Raw genomic sequence first — 23,022 nt, forward strand, 5'->3', positions numbered from 1 at the left:
ATGACGCTATAATATCAAGATTATTCGGTGATCAGGAGCGAATCCTGACGCTTGTCAGCCATGTGCAGGCTTTTCCGCATAGGCAATGACAGCTTTGAACCGAATGATCGTAGTATCCTCATCATCTGTTTTTCATCTCCCGCCATCCGGCCCGGAGCCGTTCGGCGTCTGGGACGGATGGCTTTGGCGGTGCCGCCTGGACTCGACCTTCTCGACGCTGCGGACCGTCAGCGATTCCTGGCCTAGCGGGCATCGCGGGCGGCCTTCGCCTTCGCCTCCGCTGCCATGGCCACTTGGCGCGCGGCCTGCTCGGCGGTTTCCTGGGCCTCCAGCGCCTCACGGGCGGCCCGCTCAGCTTGTTCCGCTTGCAGGGCCTCCTGCTCGGCAGCCTTGCGGGCGTCGCGCACCGCGTTGCGCTCGGCCTCGCGAGCCTCACGGCCGATGCGCACGGCTCGCCGAGTCTCTTCGCGCGCCGCGAAGGCCGGATCGCTCGCAGTCGATTGCGCCTTAAACTTTTCGAGCAGGGCCTCTTTCGAGCCCGCAGCCGTGCTCAGACGCTCGGAAACGCAGACATCAGCGATGGTGCGCATCCAGTGCACCAAGTGTCCTTCGAACGCCTCCCAACTGGCGAAGCGCCGCCCGGCGACAGCGTTCTTCTTGACGTAGCCGACACCGTTCTCGTCCTTGCCTTTGGTGCGCGCCCGATACGGCGCGCAGGCGAAAGCCCTAATAGCGGGCGAAGGCATGGAAGCGGTCGTTGAAGGTCACTTCCCGCGTTTCCCGATCGTGATGGGTGACCAGGGTCTTGGGATTGTCGATCAGCACCTCGTGCGGCACGCCCCCGAAGTGCCGGAAGGCGGTCTCCAGGCCGGTGATCCAGGCAGACTGCCGCTCGTGACGGAACACCGTGACGAAGTTGCGGCGCGAGTAGCCCAGTGTCGCGACGAACAGGTGAACCCGCATCCGCTCACCGCCGACCTCCACGGCGGTGGTGCCGAAGTCGATCTGCAACTGCTGCCCCGGCGCCGTCTCGAAACGCACCGTGGCTCGGCTCTCCGCCTCCAGATCCTGGCGCAATCCCTGGACGGCGCGCTCCACAGTGCGCAGCGACACTTGGACCCCATGCTCGTCCGCCAACTCTTGGCGGACGACGTCGGCATTGCCTCGATGTCGCCTGAAGCGCTCGCCGAGCCAATTCGTCAAGTCATCCAGTCGACCAGCCCGTCGCGGCGACCGGTAGGGGTGCCAACCACCACCACGCAAGTAACGCTTCACCGTCTTGCGATCGCACCCCAACTCCCGGGTGATCCGCTTCGTGCCCCAACCCAGGGCCTGCAACCGGATCATCGCCGTCACATCGTCTGGGGCCAGCATCACGTCCCTCCGATCCGTCGTCTCGGAGGAACTCAACGGTATCGTGACCTCGACCATTCTCTACCCCTCGATGTCGAAGGGGGGCCCTTTCCTCGGAGCAAACGCCGGAAAAAGGCGACGGCGCGTCTGGCGGCTTACAGCCGCAAGGCTGCCAACCGCCGCGCCGATGACCTGCACAAGCTGGCGGCGGACATCGTCGCCATCTTCGACCGCATCGCGGTCGAAGACCTCACCAGTCAAGGCCTGGCCCGCTCGATGCTGGCCAAGGATGTGTTGGACGCTGTGTGGGGCCTGTTGAGGGCGCTGATCGCTGACAAGGCCGAGAGAGCCGGTAAGCTGGTGGTCGCCGTCGATCCGCGCGGCACATCGCAAGAGTGCCCGTGCTGCGGCGCCAAGGTTAAAAAGACCCTGGCCGATCGCGTGCACCGGTGCCCGGACTGCGGTCTGGTCGAAGACCGCGACGTGGCGGCCGCGTCCGTCATCGAGTTCCGGGTCTTCGGACGCCAAGCGGGCGGGGTGCCGGGGAATTGGTCCGAGAAGCCGCCGCGCTTTAGCCGGCGGAGTGATCACGCCCCTTCCCTTCACCCGGACCGACGCATTCGGTCCCCCGTCCCTGTTGGACATCCGCGACCTGCGCACCTATTTCGTTACCCCTGACGGCACCGTGCACTCGGTGGACGGCGTGTCCTACCGCGTGGAGGCCGGCGAGACGCTCGGCGTCGTCGGCGAGTCCGGTTGCGGCAAGAGCGTCACCGTCATGTCGGTGCTGCGCCTGCTGCCCACGCCACCGGCACGCTATGCTGGGGGCGAGATCCGCTTTCGGGGCACCAACCTGCTCGACCTCTGCGAACGCGAGATGAGCCGGATTCGCGGCAACCGCATCTCGATGATCTTTCACGAGCCGATGACCTCGCTGACCCTGGTGCTGACCGTCGGGTGCCAGATCGCCGATCGGGAACGACGGGCCGGCGAGTATCCGTACCAGATGTCAGGCGGCATGCGACAGCGGGTGATGATCGCCCTGGCTCTGGCCTGCCATCCCGACCTGCTGATCGCCGACGAGCCGACGACCGCGCTCGACGTGACCATCCAGGCGCAAATCCTGGAATTGCTGTGCGACCTCCAGGCGAAGCTGGGCATGGGCATCGTTATGATCACGCATGATTTGGGCGTGGTGGCCGAATTCTGCGATCGTGTGGTGGTGATGTATGCGGGCCGCAAGGTGGAGGAAGCGCCAGTCGCCGACCTGTTCGAACGGCCGCTGCATCCCTACACCCGCGTACTGATGGCTTCCATGCCGTCTCTCCAGGGGCCTTCGCTCCAGAGAAGGGGAGGGCGGCTGGCCGAAATCCCTGGCATGGTTCCGGCCCCGCAGGAGCTGGGCACCGGCTGCGCCTTCGCTCCCCGTTGCCCGCCTTCCACCGAGCGGTGCCCGGCTTCACCGCCGCCGCTCCCGATAACGGCGTCGCCTGCTTCGAGGCCGCGTCGGCCCTTACCAGCCCGTCGCCCTGCATCGCCACGCCGGAGCCCGCACATGATCCCGCACCCGAATCCGGACTTTGCAGCGAAGCAGTCCGCATCGCCCCTTCTCAATGTGTCGGACCTGACCAATCAATTCCATGTCGGCGGCAAAGCCGGGCAGGGCAGGCGGGGTGAAGGCTGTGGATGGGGTGTCCTTTACCCTGAACCGCGGTGAAGCGCTGTCCTTGGTCGGAGAATCCGGCTGCGGCAAGACTACGACCGGCAAGTCGGTGCTGCGGCTGATCGAACCCACCGCCGGATCCGTCCGTTTGAAGGAGGTGGAATTGCTGACTCTTGCGCCGTCACGGATGCGTGCGCATTGCCGTGACATGCAGATCATTTTCCAGGATCCCTACGCCTCCTTGAACCCGCGCCTGTCGGACTCCGAGATCGTGGCGGAGCCAATGCGCAACTTCGACGATCCGGCATGGCGCGGAGCGGGCGCGCTCCGCGACCGACTGGCCTGGCTGTTCGCCAAGGTCGGCCTGCGGCCGGAGGCGATGGCCAAGCTCCCCGGCGAGTTCTCCGGCGGTCAGCGCCAGCGGTTGGGGATCGCGCGGGCGCTGGCGCTGAACCCCAAGCTGATCGTCTGGGACGAGCCGGTGTCGGCTCTGGATGTCTCGGTGCAGGCCCAGGTGGTCAACCTGCTGATGGATCTGCAGGCGGAGTTCGGCATCACGTACCTGTTCGTTGCGCACGACCTCGCCGTGGTCCGCCACATCAGCCATCGGGTTGCGGTGATGTGTCTGAGGCGCATCGTCGAGATCGCGGAGTGCGAGACGCTGTTCACCGACCCGCAGCACCCCTACACCAGGATGCTGCTGTCGGCGGCGCCGGTCGCCGTACCACGCGCCAGGACCACGCGCACCCTTCCGATCGGCGATCCGCCGAGCGCGATAAACCCCCCGGCCGGCTGCCGATTCCACCCCCGCTGCCCAATGGCCGGCCCGATCTGCCGGGAGACGACACCGCCGCTCGCCCCTCGGGGATCGGCGACGGATGTGTCGCATCGGGTGGCCTGCCATCTCGCATCGTGAACCGCGCCGACATCGGCGGTGGTCGCATGGAACCTCAGCCGGCGGCGATCGCAGCGGCGAAGCTGCGGTAGCTGTGCAGCGGGCGTCGCAGCAGGCCGGTCAGACGTTCGACGTCGCCGGCATCGGGGATCATCCCGTCGCTGACATAGCGCTCGGCCATCAGGCGCATCTCATAGGCGGTCCATTTCGGCATGAAGGACGCCATGGTCTGCTCGAACCCGCTGGGATCGTCGCCGCCATAGACCACGGTGCGGCCCAGCAGATCGGACCAGATCGCGGCCACCTGCGGACCGGTCAGCGTGTCGGGGCCGACCAGATTTATGGTCTCGACCGGCAGTTTGCCCGGCGCCCGGTCACGACGGATCAGCTCGATGGCCGCGACTTCCGCAATGTCCCGCGCATCGACCATGGCGACGCCCCTGCTACCGATCGGCATTGGGTAGACGCCGTGATTGAGGACGACGTCCTTGATCATCACCTCGTTGTCGATGAAGTAGGTCGGGCGCAGGATGGTGGCGCTGAAGCCCATCTGGTCGAGCATGCGCTCGGCGCCGAACTTCACCGCGAAATGCGGCACATTCACCGCGCGATCGGCTTCGAACACCGACAGATAGACGACCCGCTCGACACCCGCCTCGCGGGCGATGTTCAGGGTGATGAGCGCCTGGGTGAATTCATCGCCGGTGACGGCATTCAACAGGAACAGGGTGCGGACACCGCGGAAGGCGGCACGCAGCGCATCGATGTCCAGCATGTCGCCCTGGGCGACCTCCACCCCGGCGGGGAAGGCGGCCTTCGACGGGTCGCGGGTCAGCACGCGCACGTCGGCACCGCGCTTCGCCAGCTGGTCGACGACATGGCGGCCAACGCGGCCGGTGGCTCCGGTAATGAGGATGGTCATGGGGATCACTCCGGTTTCGGTGTCAGAAGATGTCCTTGACAATAGCGATCCACGGCAGGCCCGATAGACACCGGATTTGGACGGACCGTCTCACTGGTGGAACGGATGGACCTGCTTGCCCTGGCCGATTTCAATCTGGTCGCCCGCCATGGCGGGTTCGGTAAGGCCGCGCGTGCGGCCGGGCGTCCGAAGGCGACCCTGTCGCGACGGGTGGCCGAGTTGGAGGCGAGCCTCGACCTGCGTCTGTTCGAGCGGGGCACCCGTTCACTGAAACTCACGGCGGAGGGAAGTGCCCTGTTCGAGCGGACGGGCGTATTGCTGACCGAGCTTGACGAGACGGCGAAGGCCATTGCGTCGGGTGGCCAGAGCCCCCGCGGCCGGTTGCGGATCAGCGCGCCGCTGCTGTTCTCGCAGACCGCGACGGGGAAGCTGGCGGCGGGATTTATGCGCAAATACCCTGAGGTCCGGCTTGAGGTCACCACGGAAGACCGCGCCGTTGACATGATCGAAGAAGCCTATGATCTGGTCATCCGCGTCAATCCGAACCCCGATGAGAGCCTTGTCGGCCGCATCTTCCTTCGTGACCGGCTGGTCGTGGTGGCGAGCCCTGACCTGCCGCCCCCCGCCGGCCACGATGCCGTCCCCGCCGTCACCCGCGGATCGCTGGGCCAACGCGAACTCTGGGAAGTTACGACATCGTCCGGACCATCGAGCATCGCGGTCGAACCGGTCCTCAGCCTTTCCTCGTTCGTCATGATCCGCGATGCGGTTCGCCTGGGTGTGGGGGCGGCCCGCCTGCCGCTGTCGCTCGCCAGCCCCGATCTGGCCGCCGGCAGGCTTGTGAACTGGGGCGATGTGACCGGGCACGAGACGGCGCTGTGGGTGCTCTATCCGACACGGCGGCTGCTTAACGCCCGCGTTTCCGCCTTTCTTGATTATTTGAAAGCGGCCTTTCCGCAAGGGACCGCCGACGAACTCGCGGCCTATGTCGAGGGGTGAAGGGGAGGCTGTCCGGCCTTCGGTCCTTCGCGGTGGCGCCGGACATGGTCAATCAGGGCGCGGAGCTTGGGCGTCACCGTGCGCCGGCTCGGGAAATACAGGAAGAATCCGGCGAAGGGCGGCAGCCAGTCGTCGAGGATCGAGACGAGTTCCCCGCGTTCGAGATAGGGTTGGAACGTTTCTTCCATGCCGAAGGTGATGCCGGCGCCGGCGAGCGCCGTGCGCAGCATCAGCAGCATGTCGTTGGTGGTGATCTGCGGTTCCACCGACACGTCGAATGCGCGCCCGTCTTTCTCGAACTCCCAGCGGTAGGGTGCGGTATCCGGCTGCGGCCGCCAGCCGATGCAGCGGTGGCGGACGAGATCGCGCGGGTGTTCCGGCGTGCCATGGCGCGCCAGATAGCTTGGCGTCGCCACCGCGATCTGGCGCTGGTCGCCGGTCAGCGGCACTGCGATCATGTCGCGCTCGATCACTTCGCCCAGCCGCACGCCAGCGTCGAAACCGGCGGCGACGATGTCGAACTCCAGATCCGTCACCGTCACGTCGAGCGTGACGCCGGGATACGCTTCGCTGAAGGAGGCGATCAGCGGTCCGGACAGGAACCGCTCGGCGATCGAGGTGACGGCGATCCGCAGCAGACCGCGGGGCTCCTCCGCCGAACCGGACGCCGCGTCGATGGCGCCCGCGATCTCGGCCAGCGGGGCGGAGACCTGTGCCAGGAACCGCTCGCCGGCCTCGGTCAGCCGAACGCTGCGGGTGGTGCGCAGGAAAAGCGCCTGCCCGAGAGCGGCCTCCAGCCGCTGCACGCCCTGGCTGACCGCCGAGCGCGTCACGCCAAGGCGGTCGGCAGCCGCACGGAAATTGCCGGTCTCCGCCACCGCGGTGAACAAGGTCAACAGGTTCAGGTCGATCTGCATTGGTTAGCCGCTCTAACCACACTGTCCAATTCTTAGCAAGTTATCTCGACAGCGGTCCAATGCCACCTTCCGGGCATGGATGGCGGGCGCACAAATCGCTCCGCCGGATTTATGGAGACCGCAATGACCAACCTGCCAAACGCATACGATCTGACCGGCAAGGTGGCGCTGGTAACCGGCGCCCGCCGCGGCATCGGGCGCGCCGTGCTCGACCTGCTGCGGGCTCGTGGCGCGCGGATCGTCGCGTCCGACCTGTCGGACGAGCTCCGGTCGCTCGACTCCGCCGACATCGCCACGCTGGTCGGCGACGTGTCCGACGAGGAGCTTGCGCGGCGCTCGGTCAATCTTGCCCGCGAGCGCTTCGGCCGGCTCGACATCGTCGTCTGCAATGCCGGGCGCACCCTGAACAAGCCGCTGAGTGAGACCTCGGTTGAGGAATACGATCGAATCTTTCAGATCAACGCCCGCGGCGCCTTCGTCACCATCCGCGCTGCGGTCCCGCTGATGGAGGAGGGCGGCGGCGGTGCCGTCGTCATCAACTCCTCGCTGTCGGCGACGACGGCCTTCCCGACGCAGGCCGCCTACGCCTCGTCCAAGGCGGCATCGGCGCAGCTCGCCCGCATCGTTGCCGTCGAATACGGCCGCCGCGGCATCCGCTGCAACGTGGTCCTGCCCGGCGTCATCGACACCGACATCATGGAGGGCGTGGTCGAGAACGGCCGCGAGATGCTGCGGAGCTTCGGCGACGCCCACCCGGTCGGGCGCATCGGCCGCCCGGAGGAGGTGGCCGAGGCCATCGCCTTCCTGGCCTCGCCGGCCTCCAGCTTTATCACCGGCGCACAGCTCTTCGTCGACGGTGGCTACACGGCGCAGTGACCGCCGCAATCAATGAATGACAGGAGACATCCATGACCATCGATCAGGTCGTTCTCATCACCGGTGCTTCCAGCGGCATCGGCGAAGCCACCGCGCGCGTCCTTGCCGAAGCCGGCGCCACCCTGATGCTGGGCGCGCGGCGCACCGACCGGCTCGACACGCTCGTCCGGGAAATCACGGCGAAGGGCGGCAGGGCCGCCGCCCGCGCCCTCGACGTCACCGACCGCGCCAGCATGGAGGGCTTCGTCGCCGAGGCGCGCGAACGCTTCGGCCGGATCGACGTCCTCGTCAACAATGCCGGCGTGATGCCGCTGTCCCCGCTCGCCTCGCTGAAGGTCGAGGAATGGGACCGCATGATCGACGTCAACATCCGCGGCGTTCTCCACGGCATCGCGGCGGCCCTGCCGGTCATGGAGGCGCAGGGGAGGGGGCACGTCGTCAACATCGGCTCGGTCGGCAGTTTCGAGGTGGTGCCGACCTCCGCCGTCTACAGCGCGACCAAATTCGCGGTGCGGGCGATCACCGACGGTTTGCGCCAGGAAAGCGAAACGATCCGCACGACCTGCATCTATCCAGGCGTGACCCGCTCCGAACTCGCCGACACCATCACCGACGAAACGGCTGCCCGGGCGATGGTGGAGTACCGCCGCAATGCGATCGAGCCGGAAGCGATCGGGCGGGCCGTCCTCTTCGCCATCGAACAGCCGCGGGACGTCGGGGTCAACGAGATCACCGTCCGTCCTGCGATCCGGAGTTAGGGGCAGGGCAGGGCAATTCATCAACCACTCATCTCTGACGTGACTCCGTCGTCCGTCCCCCGACAGGCTGCGAGCACCTGTCCGCGCAACCAGCGGTGGGCCGGGTCGGCGTCCTGACGCGGGTGCCACATCTGGGTCACCGTGACATCCCTCATGGGCACCGGGAGCGGGAAGGTGGCGATCCCGGCTATGCCGGAGGCGACCTGCCGCTCCGACACCAGGGCGACGAGGTCCGACGCGCGGACGATCGCCAGGGCGGCCGGGAAGCTCGGCACCACGGCGACCACCTTGCGGGAGAGGCCGAGGACGGCGAGGGCATCATCCACCTGATCCCTCGGCCGGCCGCTACGTGAGGTGACCACATGGCCGCAGGCGGCATATCGGTCGGCCGTCACCGGCCCCCGCAGCATCAGCGGATGGCCGTCCCGCACGGCGCCGACCAGCCGGTCGCCGATCAGTTTCTGCACCTTCAACTCGGGCGCGGTTTCCGCATGGGCGCCGATCTCCAGATCGATGCGGCCATCGCGAAGCGCCTGCACACCCCGATCCGTCCTCGGGGCGAACCGCAGCAGAACGCCCGGCGCTTCGGCGGTGACCCGGCTGACCAGCCGGGCGGCGAAGACCTCGATGAAGCTTTCGCTGGCGCGCAGGGTGAAGGTGCGTTCCAGCCCGGCAATGTCGATCGCCGCCGCCGGGCGCAGCACCGCGCGCACCTCGTCGGCAAGATCATGCACCCGCGCCCGCAGTTGGATGGCCCGCGGTGTCGGGACCAGCCCGCGTCCGGCCCTGACGAGCAGCGGATCCCCGGTGGCGTCCCGCAGGCGCGCCAGTGTGCGGCTCATGGCGGAATCGCTGAGACCGAGCCGCCGGGCGGCATTGACCACGCTGCCTTCCGCAAGCAGCGCGTCGAGCGCGACAAGGAGGTTGAAATCGGGATCGGCCATGGGCGGAAACGCTAACACATGGCGTTCCATGCAGGAATACTCTGCATGGGTTGCGTCTACCGCCATGTCGCGGCGTCGCCATACTGGTCTCCAAGACTTCCTGGAGATATCCGATGCCCCAATTTACCGTCGCGCGGCCGGCCGCTTCCCCACTGTCGGAGGGGCTGTCGGGCTTCCGTCGCGTCGCCGCCGTCGCGTCCATCCTGACGGCGATCGTGCTCGTCGTGCTCGATGGCGCCGTCGTCAACATCGCCCTGCCGACCATCGCCGACACGCTGGGCGTCGCGCCGGCCGAGTCCGTCTGGATTGTCACCGGCTACCAACTGGCGCTCGTGGTCGCGCTGTTGCCGGCGGGTGCCCTCGGCGAGAGCCTGGGGTACCGCAAGGTGTTCGCCGGTGGCGTGCTTTTGTTCACCGCCGCCTCGGCCGGCTGCGCCCTGGCGCCGACGCTTCCCTGGCTGGTCGCCGCAAGGCTGATGCAGGGCCTGGGCGGCGCCGCGGTGATGTCGCTCGCCGTCGCGTTGCTGCGCTTCGTCTATCCGCCGCGGCTGCTGGGGGCCGCCATCGGCTGGAATGCCCTGGTCATTGCCCTGTCGTCGGCGGCGGGGCCGACCGTCGGGGCGGCCATCCTCGCCGTCGCCCCCTGGCCGTTGCTGTTCGCCGTCAACATTCCGATCGGCGCCATCGTGCTGCTGACCGCACGCGCATTGCCCGCGGTCGAGGGGGCAAAGCGCCGGATCGACCCCGTCAGCGTTGTCCTCAACGCCGGCTTCTTCGTGGCACTGGTGATGGGAGCCGAGACAGTCGCGTCCCGGGTCGAGGCGGGCGGCGCGCTGCTGCTGGTCGCGGTGCTCTGCCTTGCCGGCCTGATCCGGCGGGAACATGGGCAGGAGGCGCCGCTGATCCCCCTCGACCTGCTGCGGGTGCGCTCCTTCCGCCTGTCGGTGGTCGCCTCCATCCTCTGCTTCACAGGTCAGATGGCGAGCACCGTGGCGCTGCCCTTCTACCTGCAGAACGGGCTGGGGCAGGACGCCTTCACCGCCGGGCTGTTCATGGTGCCCTGGCCGCTTGCGACCGCCGTCGCGGCGCCGGTCGCGGGCCGGCTTTCCGATCGCCTGCCGACCGGCTGGCTGTGCGCCGCCGGCGGCCTGCTGCTCGCCGCCGGCCTCGCTCTGTCGGCATTCTGGCCGCTCCAGCGCGATCCGCTGCCCCTGCTGGCCTTCATGGTGATCAGCGGCTTCGGCTTCGGCCTCTTCCAGACTCCCAACAACCGCAACATGCTGCTCACGGTGCCGAAGGAGCGCAGCGGTGCGGCCGGAGGGATGCAGGGCACCGCAAGGCTGGTCGGGCAGACCGCCGGTGCGGTGACCATGACGCTGCTCTTTTCCCTGATTTCCAGCCCGGTGGAGGCGCCCCGGATCGGGCTTGCCGTGGCGGCCGTCCTCACCCTGGCGGGCGGCGTCGTAAGCCTGCTCCGCGTGCCGGCGGACGTTGAAACGGCCCAGCCGTTTCTATCGGCAAAGGTCGGCGTCAGAAGCCGAAATGGCTGAGACCGGGATGATCGTCGGGCCGGCGGCCGAGCGGCCAATGGAACTTGCGCTCCGTCTCGGCGATCGGGTGTTCGTTGATGCTGGCGTGCCGGGCGCGCATCAGCCCATCCTCGGCGAATTCCCAGTTCTCGTTGCCGTAGGCACGGAACCACTGGCCGCCGTCGTCGTGATATTCGTAGGCGTAACGCACGGCGATTCGGTTCCCGGCAAAGGCCCAAAGCTCCTTGATCAGCCGATAGCCAAGCTCCTTGTTCCACTTCCGGGTCAGGAAGGCTTGGATTTCGGCGCGTCCGGTCACGAACTCGGCGCGGTTCCGCCACCGGCTGTCCTCGGTGTAGGCGAGAGTGACCTTCGCCGGATCGCGGCTGTTCCAGCCATCCTCGGCGAGCCGGACCTTCTCGATGGCGGACGCTTCGGTAAAGGGGGGAAGCGGCGGACGGGACATGGCAGGTTCCTTCGGGTTGGATGAAGAAGGGGCGGGCGAACCGGGCGGTACGCCCCGATGCAGGATCCCGTGGACGGGATCGTTGCCGTTCCCCATTGCCAGACTGCTGCATCCGCAGGACGGCGGGAATGACTGGACTTGGCATTTCATTATTGCGTTCGATGAAATGATCCCCCGGTCGCCCTGGCGATCATCCATACGGGGAATCGCGTATTCCGGTGGATCGGCTGCTGCCCGATGATCGGTGACGACCAGGACGCGTGCAAAAACAATGCGGAAGCCGGCCGTTCATGCCGCTTCCCGCATGCGCCGCTCCATGCCCCGTCACGCGGTGAGACCGAGATGATTGAACAAGCTGGCGCGAAGGCTGACAGGACCCCCGCACGGGCGTCGCCCGGTTCCAACGCGTTCTTTTACCTGTGAGTTTTTGCTATATGATGCATCATGGCGGTGCAGAGGCGGGCGAAGTCCCACTCCGGCCGCCCTGTGTTTCCGTATCCCGCATCTTGGCCGACAACACTGCGCAGGAGAGTTCCCAATGCCGTCATCCCCGCTGCCGATCTCGTCCGTTGCGGTGCTTGGCTGCGGACTGATCGGGCAGAGTTGGTCGGCGCTGTTTCTGGCACATGGGCTGGATGTGGTTGCCTGGGATCCCGACGGCGGCGTTCTGGCCGCCCTGCCGGAACGCGTGGAGCCGCTGCTCGGGCAATTGCGGGCGCTCGGGCCCACGACCGCCCGGCCCGGCCGCCTGTCCGTCGCGTCATCGGTCGCCGAGGCTGTGCGGAATGCGGCGTGGATTCAGGAGAACGCGCCCGAGAAAACCGCCATCAAGCATGCACTCTATGCCGAGGTGGAGGCTGCGGCTGCGCCCGACGCGGTGATCGCCAGCAGCACCTCCTCGCTGACCTGGACCGATCTGGCGGCAGGCGTGGCGCGGCGTGACCGTTTCATCACCGCCCATCCCTTCAATCCGCCGCATTTGATGCCGCTGGTCGAACTGTTCGCCGACGATGCGGAGACGCTGGGCCGCGCCGAGACCTTCTACCGCGGCGTCGGCCGCGTGACGGTGGCGCTGAAGAAGGATGCCGTGGGCCACATCGCCAACCGTCTGGCCTCCGCCCTGTGGCGCGAAGCGGTGAACATCGTTGCGGAGGGCATTGCCGATGTCGCCGACGTCGATGCCGCGCTCGTGCATGGTCCCGGCCTGCGCTGGTCGGTGATCGGTGCCCACATGGCCTATCATCTGGGCGGCGGACCCGGCGGCATCGCCCACTACCTCGACCATCTCGGGCCGAGCCAGGAACGACGCTGGGCGACTCTCGGTACCCCGAGCCTGACGCCCGAAATCTGCCGTCTGCTGGTCGACGGCATCGCACAGGAAGCCGCCGGCCGCTCCGTCGCCACGCTGGAGGCCGAACGCGACCGCGGGCTGATGCTGGCGCTGGCCGCCCGGCGGAAGGCCGGGGAGGGAGAAAGCGCGTGAATGCAGAGACGACCGCCTGTGCCCGCTGACGGGGCCCCTCCCCCCGCACCGGAGAGGAGCCCCGCCACCGGTCATGCCACCCGCTTTTCGCGGAAGGCTTCGATGGTGCGCATGACACCACGCAGTTCGGCCAGACCCTTCAAACGCCCGACGAAGGAATAGCCGGGGTTCATCGTCTGGCCGATGTCATCGCCCAGCAGATGGCCGTGATCGGGGCGCATCGGGATCTGGGCGTCGGCGCGGCCGGTCCGCTTGCGGCGGGCCTCCTCGTCGATGATTGCCGCGGCCACGCCGATCAGGTCGGTGTCGCCGCCGAGATGGTCGGCCTCGTAGAAGGAGCCGTCGGGCTCGTGCGTGGTGTTGCGCAGATGGACGAAATGGATGCGCGGGGCGAACTCCTTCGCCATCGCCACCAGATCATTCTTTGGGTTGGACCCGAAGGAGCCCGTGCACAGGGTGAGGCCACAGGCCTCCTGCGGTACGGCGTCGAACAGCGCCCGGACATCCTCGGCGGTGGACATGACACGCGGCAACCCGAAGATGGGGAAGGACGGGTCGTCGGGGTGGATGCACAGCCGCACCCCCTCTTCCTCGGCGACGGGCGTGATCTCGCGCAGGAACTCGATCAGGTTGGCGCGCAGATCCTCCACGCCGATCTCCTGGTACAGCTCCAGCATGCCGCGGAAGCTGTCGCGGTCATAGGCGAAGTCGCGGGCCGGCAGCCAGTCGATCAGGTTGCGCTCCAGTTCCGCCACCTGCTCCGCCGTCATCGCCTCGAACCGCGCCTTGGCGGCGGCGATGTGGGCGGGAGCATAGCTGGACTCCGCATTGCGGCGCTTCAGCACGAACAGGTCGTAGGCGGCGAAATCGACGCTGTCGTAGCGCAGTGCATAGCCGCCGTTCGGCAGCCGGTGCATCAGGTTGGTCCGGCTCCAGTCGGTGATGACCATGAAGTTGTAGCAGATCACCGGGATACCGGCGCGGGCGACATTGCGGATCGACTGCTTGTAATTGTCGATCTTGGTGCGGTAGTCGCCGGTGCGGGTCTTGATCTCTTCGCCGACGCCGATGCTTTCCACCACCGCCCAGGTCAGGCCGGCGGCCTCGACCATTGCGCGGCGCTTCTGGATCTCCTCAGGAGTCCAGACGCTGCCCTGATTCATGTGGTGCAGCGCCGTGACAATGCCGGTCGCACCGGCCTGACGGGCCTTCTCCAGAGTGACGGGATCGTCCGGGCCGAACCAGCGCCAGGTTTCCTGCATGATGGGGTCCTTTCAAAGTCGGGTGCGGTGGCGGGGTTGATGGCCGCCGCAAGTCATGGGGTGGCGAGGACGGCGGTCAGCGTCTTGCGGACGCCGACATTCATCAGGCTGTCGAGATGGCGAACGACCTCCCTGCGGAAGGTGTTTTCGGCCGCCAGTTCGGGTGCGAAGATATCCTCGATGGCGAACAGATCCGCCGCCAGCGCGCCCGCATCACCGGAATGGGCGCGGGCGATGCGGGTCAGCGCCGCCGCCATCGGGTCGGCAACCGTGTAGGCGTTGCCGGCCTCGTCCTTTTCCAGCAGGAAGCGCATCCAGGCGGCGACGGCCAGCGGGATCACCGCCGGTGCCTTGCCGGCGGCGAACAGCTCTCGCGCCGGTTCCAGCAGGCGCGGCGGCAGCTTCTGCGAGCCGTCCGACGAGATCTGGATGGTGCGGTGGCGGATGCCGGGATTGCGGAAGCGCGCTTCCAACGCCGCCGTGTAGCCGGGGATATCGGTTCCCGGCACCGGCGGCAGCGTGGGGATGAGGTCGGATGCCCACAGACGGTGCATGACGGCCGGCATCTGCGGATCGGCCATGGCGTCGGCAATGGTCTCGATCCCGGCGATCACCGACAGGTAGGCCAGCAGCGAATGGGCGCCGTTCAGGCAGCGCAGCTTCATCAGCTCGAACGGATGGACGTCCTTGACCAGGATGGCGCCGGCTTTCTCCCAGGCCGGGCGGCCCAGCGGAAAGCGGTCCTCGATGACCCACTGCTTGAAGGGCTCGCTCACCACCGGCCAAGCATCGGCGCAGCCGGTCGCTACCTCCACTGTGGTGCGGTCGGCGTCCTGGGTGGCGGGGGTGATGCGGTCGACCATCGTGCAGGGGAAGCTGACTTGACCCGCGATGTAGGCGGCAAGCTCCGGATCGCACAGCTCGGCATAGCGCACGACGATGCCGCGCACCTTGACACCGTTCTGGGCGAGGTTGTCGCAGACCAGCACGGTGAAGGGTGGCACTCCGGCGGCGCGACGGCGGCGGATCGCTTCCGCCAGCAGGCCGGGGACGCTGCGCGGATTGGCGGGGTCGGCAAGGTCGGCGCGGATCAGCGGATGCGCCTCATCCAGCGACCCGGTGGCGGCATCCTGGCAATAGCCCTTTTCCGTGACCGTCAGGGTGACGATCCGGATGTCCGGCTTCGCCATCAAGGCCAACACCTCGTCCGACTGGTCGGCGGTCGCCAGCGCGTCGAGGAAGGAGCCGACGACGCGCAGCCGGTCGCGGTTCTCCTCGCGCACCAGCAGGGTGTAGAGGCAATCCTGCGGCTTCAGCGCGTCGCGGATCGCGGGGGACAGCGGGTCGACACCGACGATGCCCCAGCTCCGGTCACCGGTCGCCAGCACATCGTCGGTGTAGGTGGCGAGATGGGCGCGGCAGAAGGCGCCGAGGCCGATATGGACGATGCCCGGCGTCACCGCGGCGCGGTCGTAGGCGGGACGCTGGACGGTCAGGGGCAGGCGGTCAATGGTGGCAGTGGATAGACGGGTTCGTGAAGGACGGGCCGCCAGCAGGGCGGTGTTCGCGTCGGGCATGATGGGCTCCGGTTCGCGGCGGTCGCTGCGGTCTCCCCATCCGCTGCCCCGGGGGCAGCGCGGGTGGCCGGTGCACCGTCATTCGGTAGAACTGTTGGTCGCTGGTGAGGGCTCCGGGGCGGGGCGCCCCGGAGTGGCGAGGTGGAGTCCAGGCGAGGTCAGACCTCGATCCCGGCCGGGGTCTTGCCCGATCCGGTCTTCGGCAGGATCAGGTGCATGATCGCCAGACCGACGAGGTAGAGCACCGATGCGATGCCGAACAGCACCTGATAGTTGCCGTTGGTCGCATCCAGCAGGCGACCGACGCCCATCGACACGAACATGCCGACGAAATAGGCGCAGAAGCCGCCGATGCCGACCACCGAACCCACCGCATTGCGCGGCATGGTGTCGGACACGATGGTGTAGACGTTGGCCGAATAGCCCTGATGGGCGGAGGCGGCGATGCCGATCAGCAGAACGGCCAGCCACATGTTGGACACGGTCGAGGCGAAGAACACCGGCAGCACGCACAGGCCGCAGACCAGGAAGGTCAGCTTGCGGGCGCGCAGGGGCTTCATGCCGCGCTTGATCAAGTGGGAGGAGAACCAGCCGCCGCCGACGCTGCCGAAATCCGCCATGGTGTAGATGATGATCAGCGGCAGCATCGCCCCGAACAGGTTGACGCCATACTGCTTGTTCAGGAAACCCGGGACCCAGTTCAGGTAGAACCACCAGACGGGCGCCGAGAAGCAGGTGCCGACGATGTTCGCCCAGGTGCCACGATAGCTCAGCAGCTTGATCCAGGGGATGTTCTCCTGCGGCTGGACGGGATCGCTGCGGATATAGGCCAGCTCCTCCGCCGTCAGCTTCGGATGGTCTTCCGGCTTGCGGTAGATCAGCAGCCAGGCGATGACCCAGAAGAAGCCGATGCCGCCGGTGACCAGGAAGGCCGCCTGCCAGCCGTAGGCGACGAGCAGGATCGGTACCAGGATCGGCGCCACGACCGCGCCGACGTTGGAGCCGGCGTTGAAGATGCCGGTGGCGAGCGCCCGTTCCTTGGCTGGGAACCACTCCGACACCGCCTTGATCGAAGCCGGGAAATTGCCGCCCTCGGTCAGGCCCAGGCCGGCGCGCGCCACCTTGAAGCCGAAGACGCTGCCCATGAAGGCATGAACGCAGGCGAAGAAGCTCCAGCCGGCGACCGCGGCCGGCAGGCCGATGCGGATGCCGATCTTGTCCATCAGCCGGCCGCAGCCGACATAGCCGAAGGCGTAGGCCAGCGAGAAGGCGGCGACGATGTCGCCGAAGTCGGACTCGGTCCAGCCCATGTCGCCCATCAGCGTGGACTTCAGCAGGCCCAGGACCTGCCGGTCCATGTAGTTGATGGTTGTCGAGAAGAAGAGCAGGCCGCAGATGGTCCAGCGATAGCGGCCGATGGCCTTGCTTACCGTGACCGCCGCTTTGCCCGCCGCGTTGCCGATGCCGCCGGCCTTGTGGACCGGTCCCGCCGACTGGCCGGGTGGGGCGTCGGCAATAGTCTGTTCGCTCATGATTGGCATCTCCAGCCAGGACGCACACCGCCGCCGGACACTGCGCAGGATCTGCGCACCGGTTCGTGTCCATCAAATGCCTTGGCCCAATGTTTTCGGGCGCACCGATGGGCAGGCGCGGGAACCGGTTACCCGGATTTCCCGCGGCACCACCGGGCGGCGGTCGCACGTTTCAGAACTGTTTCCTGGAGCAGTCCGGCCATCGTCGGGAGCGGTGCCGCTTCGGGACCGTTCGTGGCGTTGCATACTACCATTCCAGTTGCTGGTATGGTAGTTGAGCCTTTGGCTGAGGGTCAACCGCGGCGTCTGCGGCATTTCGTCAGGTCAGGTCCCGCACGCCATCCGTGACGATGTCGATCAGCCGTTCCGCCAGAGGATCGAGCGTCGCATCCTTCCGGTAGATCGCGAGGTTTATCGAGGGAAGCGGAGGCAGGCCCTGGGTCCCTTCCTCCACCACGCGGACGCCGGACGACAGGCCGATCGGCGTCCGCAGGGTGAGTCCCAGCCCCGCTTCGACGCCGGCCCACAATCCCGAAAGGCTGGGGCTCGTCAGTGCGATGCGCCATGCCCGGCCGGCACGGTCGAGCGCCGCCGTACCGACGCCCCGGAACCAGCAGCCGTCATCGAAGGAAACCAGCGGCAGCGCTCCGTCCTCGGATGTTGGCATCGCCATGCCGGTGCCGGGCGCGATCCAGCGGACGGGAAGAGTGGCGATGTCGGTCTTGAACGGCGCCGCCGCCCCATTGTCCCAGGCGAGGGCGAAGTCCAGTTGCCCCCGCGCCACCCGGTCGAGCAGATCGTTGTTGCGGCCGACACGCGCCTCGATCCGGACCTTGGGATGCGCGCGGGCAAAGCGGCCGAGCGCCGCCGGCAACAGCTTTTCCGCAAAATCCTCCTGCATGCCGACCCGCAGCCACCCTTCCGATGTCATGCCGTGAAGAGCGGTGACGGCCTCGTCATTGAGGTCGAGCAGGCGCCGGGCGTAGGCGAGCATGGTCTCCCCCGCCTCGGTCAGGGCAAGGCCCCGACCGGCCTTGCGAAAGATCGGCACGCCGGCCTGTTCCTCGAGCTTCCTGATCTGTGCGCTTACGGCCGAAGTCGAGCGGCCCAGCCGGTCCGCGGCCTTGGCAAAACTGCCGAGGTCCATACCGGTGACGAAGCTGCGCAGCACGTCGAGATCGAAGATCACCTTGCTCACGGGCAACAGTCCTGATTTTCGGGATCAATGGTACAGATAATCCTGATTATCAGAATGATTGTCGCGCGGTATCAGCAAGGAGGCAAGCACAAGCGACATCGAGGCTTCCGGACATGACGACGACCAGTGACGAACGGGCCCGACGGGCCTCATTGCGAGATATCGGCGACAATGGCGCCGCCAGGGAATCCACCGACAAGAACCTGCATCGCTGGAAGGTGCTGGGGGTTGGGGTGGCCGCCAACGGCAGCTTTGCCGCGGCCCTGACCGGGCTTCCGGCGACGGCCGTCTCCATGCGGGCCGATTACGGGCTCGCGGCGACGGATCTGGGGCTGGTGATCGGGGCCATGGGGCTGGGAGTCGCGGGCAGCGAATTGCTGTGGGGGATGCTGACCGACCGGTGGGGCGACCGCAAGGTGCTGCTGACGGGGCTCGGCCTGACCGGTTTGGTGCTGGCGCTCATGGCGCTGCTGCTATCGCCGGTGCCGGGCCGCATTCCGTCCACCACGTTTCTCGCAGGCGCCTTCCTGCTGGTCGGCATGATCGGCGGCAGCCTGAACGGGTCGAGCGGGCGGGCGGTCATGGCGTGGTTCGGCGAAGGCGAGCGGGGATTCGCCATGAGTGTCCGGCAGATGGCGCTACCGGCCGGCGGTGCCGCCGGGGCGCTGATCCTTCCCCCGCTCGCCGAGGGCGTCGGATTCCAGGGCGTCTACGGCACGCTGGCGGCGTTCTGCCTCATTACCACCGGGTTCGTGTGGCTGTGGGTGAGCGAACCTCCCGTGATGGCGGCGAAGATGATGGCGGGGACCTCTTCGCGGATCTCCGGAAAGGGACCGCTGCGCAACGGACAGGTTTGGAAAACGGTCTTCGGCATCGGCGCGCTGTGCATTCCGCAGGTGGCGGTCGTGACCTTCGCGGCGATCTTCTTGAACGATGTCGGTCATCTCGGCACCGCCGCGGTGAGTGCCAGCATCGTGGCGATCCAGCTTGGTGCCGCCGTCGTCCGTGTTTGGAGCGGCCACTTCACCGACCGTCGCCGCAATCGCCGGCCGTTCCTCAAGGCATGCGCTTTGCTGACGGCCGTCGTCTACTGCGTGCTGGCCGGCATCGTCGCGATCGACAGCGCTCTGCCGGAGCCCGGCGGTGCGTTCGTTGTGGCGGTGGTCGTCGTCCTGGTCGCCGGCGGGATCGTCGCGTCCAGCTGGCACGGCATCGCCTTCACCGAACTCGCCAGCATCATGGGCATCGCGCACACCGGCACGGCTCTCGGCCTCGGCAACACCTTCGCCTTCGGCGCCTACTTCCTCGCCCCGCTGGCCATTCCCCATGTGCTGGAACGGGCGAGTTGGAGCGGGGTGTGGCTGGCGGCGGCCGTGGCGGCGCTGGCGGCCTTCATCCTGTTCCCGAAGGTGGCGCCGGTGGAAGAGCGGTGATGGGCCGGAAGGGAGAACCGGTCACGGGCGACGCAAGGTCACCACGAGAACGTCTCGGAAGGCGGGCCGGTCCGGGTCGGCGGGTTCCACCGGCGTCACGCCATGGAACACCCGCGCGTCGTTCAGCACCGCCGATTCCAGCGGATGGCGCAGGGTGAAGCTTCCCAGCGGGTGGCCATTGAGGTCGTGAATGGTGGTGGTGCCGCTCGCGATGTTCTCGCGCCGGATCAGCATCACCAGGACCCAGTCGACGCCGTCCCGATGCATGCCTTCGGGCGTGGGTTGGGCAGCCTCGCCCGCGCGCGCCTCGATGCGAAACTGATGAACCTCCGTGTGCCAGACCTCGGGACGGACGTCGGGCGGCGTCAACGGGTCGAACAGGGCGAAGCTGGTCGCCAGGATCGCGCGCAGGGCGGGATGCGCCGCGATCCCGTCGGTGACCGGCTCGAACCAGCGCTCGATCCCGCCGTTGAGCGGGTTGTAATCGCGGCTCTGGTAATGGGGCTGGTGCGGCTTGCGCCGGATGTCCCCTGCCGAAAGCGCAAAGGCGGCATGGCGCCGCCGCCGGTAACGACCGCCGTCCGCCATGTAGAGATCGAGGCCCAGGTCGTCCCAGCTGCTGCTGAAACCGTCCCAGTCCGCCAGACCGGCCGCGCCGAGCAGAGCCTGCATGTCGGGTGCCTGGATGAACGAGAATCCGTTCGCCGCGATCCCGTCCCGCACCTGTTGAGTCAGCGTATCCATGTCAACTCCCTGTCGCCGGCCTTGAAGCCCCGGCGAACCTTCAAATCGGATAGTGTCCGCCCAGAGTCTCGGACAGCCGCCGACCGGCGGCCAGCAACAGGGGCGCCATCACCGCCACGCGCTCCTCGGTGAAGCGGGTCAGCGGACCCGACAGGGTCAGGGCGCCGATCAGCCCCTCCCGCTGGGAAAAGACCGGTACGGCGGCGGCCCCGGTTTCCGACTCGCGCTCGCCGAAGGAGCGCAGGGGAAGGGCGGCGAAGTCGGCCGCCGATACCGTCCCGGCGAAGCGGGTGAGCACATGGCCGGCGGCCCCCCGGTCCAGGGGCAAGCGGTCGCCTTCATGGACATGGTCGCGGATCGCCTGGGTCGAATCCTCGCGGAACGCGCAGATACGCCATGCCCCTTCGCGCCGGAAGAAGGACGCGCTTTCCCCGCTTTCCCGCATCAGCTGGCGCAGCACCGGTCGGACATGATCCTCCAGCCGCAGCGAGCGCTGGTAGAGCCCCCCCAGCCGCATCAGCTCCGGGCCGAGCCGATAGGACTTGTCCTGATGGCGGACCAGATAGCCGGCCTTCTCCAACGACACGGTCAGCCGCAGGATGGTGCTTTTATAAAGACCGGTCCGCGCAGCGATCTCCGTCAAACTCAGGGCGTGATCGCCTGCCTGGAAGCAGCCGACGATGCTCAGCGCCCGGTCGACGGACTCCACCCCGCCGGAGGATGCGGTCGTCATGTTGGCCTTCGCATCGGTCATATCGCGTCCTTTGTTGGCTGATGGGCCATAAGCATCCTCGGCGCGCATTTTTCCCCGACACCACCATCGTACGTCAAGGATGGCCGGTACAAGGCCTTGGCTGAAAAAAGTGAGGAAGCGAATGGTTCGGGCTTGACGCATTTGGCACGCCTATGTTCTCTTAGATGAAACACGGTTCTATCTAACAGAACTTATGCGAGGCCGAGGGTGGAACGCTACAAGCTGTTCATCGACGGGGGCTGGTGCGATCCGGTTTCCAACGAGTGGTTCGAAACGACGGAGCCCTTTTCGGGGCGGGCCTGGGCGGAGATCCCGCGCGGCATGCAGGCTGATGCCGACCGCGCGGTGGATGCGGCGCACCGCGCCTTCCTGTCACCGGACTGGGCCGGGCTGACGGCAACCCAGCGCGGCGCCCTGCTGCGTCGGCTGGCCGAACTGATCGAGGCCAACGTCGACCGGCTGGGCGCCATCGAGCAGCGCGACAACGGCAAGCTGATGGCCGAGGTCAGCGGGCAGGTGCGGAACGTGGCCCAGTGGTTCCATTACTATGCCGGGCTGGCCGACAAGGTTCAGGGGGCGGTCGTGCCGATCAACAAGGCCGACGTCTTCAACTATGTGAAGTACGAGCCGCTCGGCGTCGTCGTCGCCATCACGCCGTGGAACTCGCCGCTGGCGCTGACCACATGGAAGATGGCGCCGGCGCTGGCGGCCGGGAACACCATCGTCATCAAGCCGTCGGAGTACACCTCCGCCTCCATCCTGGAACTGGCGAAGCTGGCGCACGAGGCGGGATTCCCGCGAGGTGTGGTGAATGTCGTGACCGGCTTCGGTGCGGAGGTGGGCGAGCCGCTGGTGCGCCATCCCCTGACCGCCAAGATCGCCTTCACCGGTGGCGACATCGGCGGCCAGCGCGTCAACGAGGCCGCGGCGCCGGGCCTGAAGAAGGTGACGCTGGAGCTGGGCGGCAAGTCGCCGAACATCGTCTTCGACGACGCCGACCTCGACCAGGCGGTGAAGGGCGCGATCTCCGGCGTGTTCGGCGCCTCGGGCCAGACCTGCATGGCCGGCTCGCGCCTGCTGGTCCAGAAGTCCATCCACGATGCCTTCGTCGAGAAGCTGGTCGCGGCTGCTGCCGAGGCGCGCATCGGCGACCCGTCGAAGATGGACACGCAGATCGGCCCCATCGCCACCCGTCCGCAATGGGAGAAGATCCTGCGGATGATCGACATGGCGAAGGAAGAGGGGGCGGTCTGCGCGCTCGGCGGCCATGCCCTGTCGGGGCCCGACTACGGCCAGGGGCAGTTCGTGGCGCCGACCATCTTCACGCAGGTGCGCAACGACATGCGCATCGCCCAGGAGGAGGTGTTCGGCCCGGTCCTCTGCGTCATTCCCTTCGAGGACGAGGACGATGCGCTGCGCATCGCCAACGACGTCGAATTCGGTCTGGCGGCCGGCGTCTGGACGCGCGACCTGCACCGCGCGATGTACTGCGTCGACCGGCTGCGCGCCGGGACGGTGTGGGTGAACAATTACCGCTCCACCAGCTTCACCACGCCCTTCGGCGGCTACAAGCGCTCCGGTCTCGGCCGAGAGGGCGGCGTGGAGGCGATCAAGGAATATCTCCAGACCAAGAGTGTCTGGATCACCACCAAACCCAACCGCGCAAACCCCTTCGTGCTCGGCTGAGGCCGGGCCTGCGAAGGGAGCCCTCCGGGAG

At 67.3% G+C, this 23,022-nt stretch carries 21 protein-coding genes and 1 pseudogene; 10 read left to right on the forward strand and 12 right to left on the reverse strand.

Translation table 11 applies throughout. The features are described 5' to 3' along the window. Nucleotides 1-242: 242 nt before the first annotated feature. Together ACCD06_RS19945 and istA are read right to left on the reverse strand one after the other, a co-directional pair. Nucleotides 243-590: a DUF6481 family protein gene (locus ACCD06_RS19945; protein ID WP_413344052.1), complete on the reverse strand. Its 348-nt coding sequence runs from the start codon at nt 588-590 to the stop codon at nt 243-245. Further along, nucleotides 573-1,431, reverse strand: a pseudogene (gene istA, locus ACCD06_RS19950) (IS21 family transposase); the annotation flags it as partial. The gene ACCD06_RS19945 and the pseudogene istA, both read right to left, overlap by 18 nt. Here istA and ACCD06_RS19955 point away from each other — a divergent pair. The 3 genes from ACCD06_RS19955 to ACCD06_RS19965 are packed head-to-tail and all read left to right on the forward strand — an operon-like array spanning nt 1,387 to nt 3,932. Beyond that, nucleotides 1,387-2,031 carry an RNA-guided endonuclease InsQ/TnpB family protein gene (locus tag ACCD06_RS19955; RefSeq protein ID WP_282189450.1) on the forward strand — a complete coding sequence of 215 codons (645 nt, stop codon included), beginning with the start codon at nt 1,387-1,389 and terminating at the stop codon, nt 2,029-2,031. The pseudogene istA and the gene ACCD06_RS19955 sit on opposite strands and share 45 nt — an antisense overlap. Continuing rightward, nucleotides 1,991-3,070 (forward strand): ABC transporter ATP-binding protein, encoded by a 1,080-nt coding sequence (locus ACCD06_RS19960; RefSeq protein ID WP_413342930.1) that lies wholly within the window; start codon nt 1,991-1,993, stop codon nt 3,068-3,070. The genes ACCD06_RS19955 and ACCD06_RS19960 overlap by 41 nt, the downstream gene beginning before the upstream one ends. 10 nt (nt 3,071-3,080) lie before the next feature. Further along, nucleotides 3,081-3,932 (forward strand): ABC transporter ATP-binding protein, encoded by an 852-nt coding sequence (locus ACCD06_RS19965; protein ID WP_413342932.1) that lies wholly within the window; start codon nt 3,081-3,083, stop codon nt 3,930-3,932. 34 nt (nt 3,933-3,966) lie between these two features. Here ACCD06_RS19965 and ACCD06_RS19970 read toward each other — a convergent pair whose 3' ends face one another. Continuing rightward, the gene (locus tag ACCD06_RS19970) at nt 3,967-4,833 is read right to left on the reverse strand and encodes an SDR family oxidoreductase (RefSeq protein WP_136702517.1); all 867 of its coding nucleotides are present in this window, start codon (nt 4,831-4,833) and stop codon (nt 3,967-3,969) included. Nucleotides 4,834-4,938: 105 nt separating this feature from the next. On the opposite strand from ACCD06_RS19970, the gene ACCD06_RS19975 reads away from it, so the two are divergent. Continuing rightward, nucleotides 4,939-5,832, forward strand: coding sequence for a LysR family transcriptional regulator (locus ACCD06_RS19975; RefSeq protein WP_413342935.1), 894 nt, complete (start codon nt 4,939-4,941; stop codon nt 5,830-5,832). On the opposite strand, the gene ACCD06_RS19980 is transcribed toward ACCD06_RS19975, so the two are convergent. Next, complete coding sequence (locus tag ACCD06_RS19980) at nt 5,817-6,749, reverse strand: LysR family transcriptional regulator (protein ID WP_413342937.1); 933 nt, start codon at nt 6,747-6,749, stop codon at nt 5,817-5,819. The genes ACCD06_RS19975 and ACCD06_RS19980 overlap by 16 nt on opposite strands. 123 nt (nt 6,750-6,872) lie before the next feature. Here ACCD06_RS19980 and ACCD06_RS19985 point away from each other — a divergent pair, with 123 nt between their 5' ends. Together ACCD06_RS19985 and ACCD06_RS19990 are read left to right on the forward strand one after the other, a co-directional pair. Beyond that, complete coding sequence (locus tag ACCD06_RS19985; RefSeq protein ID WP_413342939.1) at nt 6,873-7,625, forward strand: SDR family NAD(P)-dependent oxidoreductase; 753 nt, start codon at nt 6,873-6,875, stop codon at nt 7,623-7,625. A 32-nt stretch (nt 7,626-7,657) separates the two neighbouring features. Next, nucleotides 7,658-8,383: an SDR family oxidoreductase gene (locus ACCD06_RS19990; RefSeq protein WP_413342941.1), complete on the forward strand. Its 726-nt coding sequence runs from the start codon at nt 7,658-7,660 to the stop codon at nt 8,381-8,383. Nucleotides 8,384-8,403: 20 nt separating this feature from the next. On the opposite strand, the gene ACCD06_RS19995 is transcribed toward ACCD06_RS19990, so the two are convergent. Further along, complete coding sequence (locus ACCD06_RS19995) at nt 8,404-9,327, reverse strand: LysR family transcriptional regulator (protein WP_413342943.1); 924 nt, start codon at nt 9,325-9,327, stop codon at nt 8,404-8,406. A 113-nt stretch (nt 9,328-9,440) separates the two neighbouring features. Here ACCD06_RS19995 and ACCD06_RS20000 point away from each other — a divergent pair, with 113 nt between their 5' ends. Then, on the forward strand, nt 9,441-10,877 hold the full coding sequence (locus ACCD06_RS20000; protein WP_413342945.1) for an MFS transporter: 1,437 nt from the start codon (nt 9,441-9,443) through the stop codon (nt 10,875-10,877). Here the strand turns inward: ACCD06_RS20000 and ACCD06_RS20005 are convergent. Beyond that, entirely contained in the window at nt 10,858-11,322 is a 465-nt protein-coding gene (locus tag ACCD06_RS20005) for a DUF1348 family protein (RefSeq protein ID WP_413342946.1), read from the reverse strand. The two genes, ACCD06_RS20000 and ACCD06_RS20005, sit on opposite strands and share 20 nt — an antisense overlap. 538 nt (nt 11,323-11,860) lie before the next feature. Here ACCD06_RS20005 and ACCD06_RS20010 point away from each other — a divergent pair. Continuing rightward, nucleotides 11,861-12,805, forward strand: a complete 945-nt coding sequence (locus ACCD06_RS20010) for a 3-hydroxyacyl-CoA dehydrogenase NAD-binding domain-containing protein (protein WP_413342948.1) — start codon at nt 11,861-11,863, stop codon at nt 12,803-12,805. Between the two features lie 71 nt (nt 12,806-12,876). On the opposite strand, the gene uxuA is transcribed toward ACCD06_RS20010, so the two are convergent. The 4 genes from uxuA to ACCD06_RS20030 all read right to left on the reverse strand — a co-directional run bounded on the left by uxuA (nt 12,877) and on the right by ACCD06_RS20030 (nt 18,365). Further along, nucleotides 12,877-14,067, reverse strand: a complete 1,191-nt coding sequence (uxuA, locus tag ACCD06_RS20015) for a mannonate dehydratase (RefSeq protein ID WP_413342950.1) — start codon at nt 14,065-14,067, stop codon at nt 12,877-12,879. Nucleotides 14,068-14,120: 53 nt separating this feature from the next. Next, nucleotides 14,121-15,644 carry a mannitol dehydrogenase family protein gene (locus tag ACCD06_RS20020; protein WP_413342952.1) on the reverse strand — a complete coding sequence of 508 codons (1,524 nt, stop codon included), beginning with the start codon at nt 15,642-15,644 and terminating at the stop codon, nt 14,121-14,123. A gap of 158 nt (nt 15,645-15,802) precedes the next feature. Then, entirely contained in the window at nt 15,803-17,176 is a 1,374-nt protein-coding gene (locus ACCD06_RS20025) for an MFS transporter (RefSeq protein WP_109075347.1), read from the reverse strand. A 319-nt stretch (nt 17,177-17,495) separates the two neighbouring features. Beyond that, nucleotides 17,496-18,365 carry a LysR substrate-binding domain-containing protein gene (locus ACCD06_RS20030; RefSeq protein ID WP_413342955.1) on the reverse strand — a complete coding sequence of 290 codons (870 nt, stop codon included), beginning with the start codon at nt 18,363-18,365 and terminating at the stop codon, nt 17,496-17,498. A gap of 122 nt (nt 18,366-18,487) precedes the next feature. Here ACCD06_RS20030 and ACCD06_RS20035 point away from each other — a divergent pair, with 122 nt between their 5' ends. Then, complete coding sequence (locus tag ACCD06_RS20035; RefSeq protein ID WP_413342957.1) at nt 18,488-19,807, forward strand: MFS transporter; 1,320 nt, start codon at nt 18,488-18,490, stop codon at nt 19,805-19,807. Nucleotides 19,808-19,828: 21 nt separating this feature from the next. Here ACCD06_RS20035 and ACCD06_RS20040 read toward each other — a convergent pair whose 3' ends face one another. Both ACCD06_RS20040 and ACCD06_RS20045 read right to left on the reverse strand, forming a co-directional pair. Next, a complete protein-coding gene (locus ACCD06_RS20040) occupies nt 19,829-20,551 on the reverse strand; it encodes a 2OG-Fe dioxygenase family protein (protein WP_109075345.1) in 723 nt (240 codons plus the stop codon). A gap of 40 nt (nt 20,552-20,591) precedes the next feature. Beyond that, nucleotides 20,592-21,305, reverse strand: coding sequence for an IclR family transcriptional regulator (locus ACCD06_RS20045; protein WP_158281996.1), 714 nt, complete (start codon nt 21,303-21,305; stop codon nt 20,592-20,594). 207 nt (nt 21,306-21,512) lie between these two features. Here ACCD06_RS20045 and ACCD06_RS20050 point away from each other — a divergent pair, with 207 nt between their 5' ends. Further along, entirely contained in the window at nt 21,513-22,991 is a 1,479-nt protein-coding gene (locus ACCD06_RS20050) for an aldehyde dehydrogenase (RefSeq protein ID WP_413342959.1), read from the forward strand. Nucleotides 22,992-23,022: the final 31 nt, after the last annotated feature.

It is taken from the genome of Azospirillum sp. CT11-132, from assembly GCF_047302835.1.
Lineage (GTDB): Bacteria > Pseudomonadota > Alphaproteobacteria > Azospirillales > Azospirillaceae > Azospirillum.

Bases quoted from the DNA above. Each gene is read 5' to 3' on its own strand.
- ACCD06_RS19945 (WP_413344052.1), bottom strand. From the start codon at position 590: ATGCGCACCATCGCTGATGTCTGCGTTTCCGAGCGTCTGAGCACGGCT.
- ACCD06_RS19970 (WP_136702517.1), bottom strand. From the start codon at position 4,833: ATGACCATCCTCATTACCGGAGCCACCGGCCGCGTTGGCCGCCATGTC.
- ACCD06_RS19975 (WP_413342935.1), top strand. From the start codon at position 4,939: ATGGACCTGCTTGCCCTGGCCGATTTCAATCTGGTCGCCCGCCATGGC.
- ACCD06_RS19980 (WP_413342937.1), bottom strand. From the start codon at position 6,749: ATGCAGATCGACCTGAACCTGTTGACCTTGTTCACCGCGGTGGCGGAG.
- ACCD06_RS19985 (WP_413342939.1), top strand. From the start codon at position 6,873: ATGACCAACCTGCCAAACGCATACGATCTGACCGGCAAGGTGGCGCTG.
- ACCD06_RS19990 (WP_413342941.1), top strand. From the start codon at position 7,658: ATGACCATCGATCAGGTCGTTCTCATCACCGGTGCTTCCAGCGGCATC.
- ACCD06_RS19995 (WP_413342943.1), bottom strand. From the start codon at position 9,327: ATGGCCGATCCCGATTTCAACCTCCTTGTCGCGCTCGACGCGCTGCTT.
- ACCD06_RS20000 (WP_413342945.1), top strand. From the start codon at position 9,441: ATGCCCCAATTTACCGTCGCGCGGCCGGCCGCTTCCCCACTGTCGGAG.
- ACCD06_RS20005 (WP_413342946.1), bottom strand. From the start codon at position 11,322: ATGTCCCGTCCGCCGCTTCCCCCCTTTACCGAAGCGTCCGCCATCGAG.
- ACCD06_RS20010 (WP_413342948.1), top strand. From the start codon at position 11,861: ATGCCGTCATCCCCGCTGCCGATCTCGTCCGTTGCGGTGCTTGGCTGC.
- uxuA (WP_413342950.1), bottom strand. From the start codon at position 14,067: ATGCAGGAAACCTGGCGCTGGTTCGGCCCGGACGATCCCGTCACTCTG.
- ACCD06_RS20020 (WP_413342952.1), bottom strand. From the start codon at position 15,644: ATGCCCGACGCGAACACCGCCCTGCTGGCGGCCCGTCCTTCACGAACC.
- ACCD06_RS20025 (WP_109075347.1), bottom strand. From the start codon at position 17,176: ATGAGCGAACAGACTATTGCCGACGCCCCACCCGGCCAGTCGGCGGGA.
- ACCD06_RS20035 (WP_413342957.1), top strand. From the start codon at position 18,488: ATGACGACGACCAGTGACGAACGGGCCCGACGGGCCTCATTGCGAGAT.
- ACCD06_RS20040 (WP_109075345.1), bottom strand. From the start codon at position 20,551: ATGGATACGCTGACTCAACAGGTGCGGGACGGGATCGCGGCGAACGGA.
- ACCD06_RS20045 (WP_158281996.1), bottom strand. From the start codon at position 21,305: ATGACCGATGCGAAGGCCAACATGACGACCGCATCCTCCGGCGGGGTG.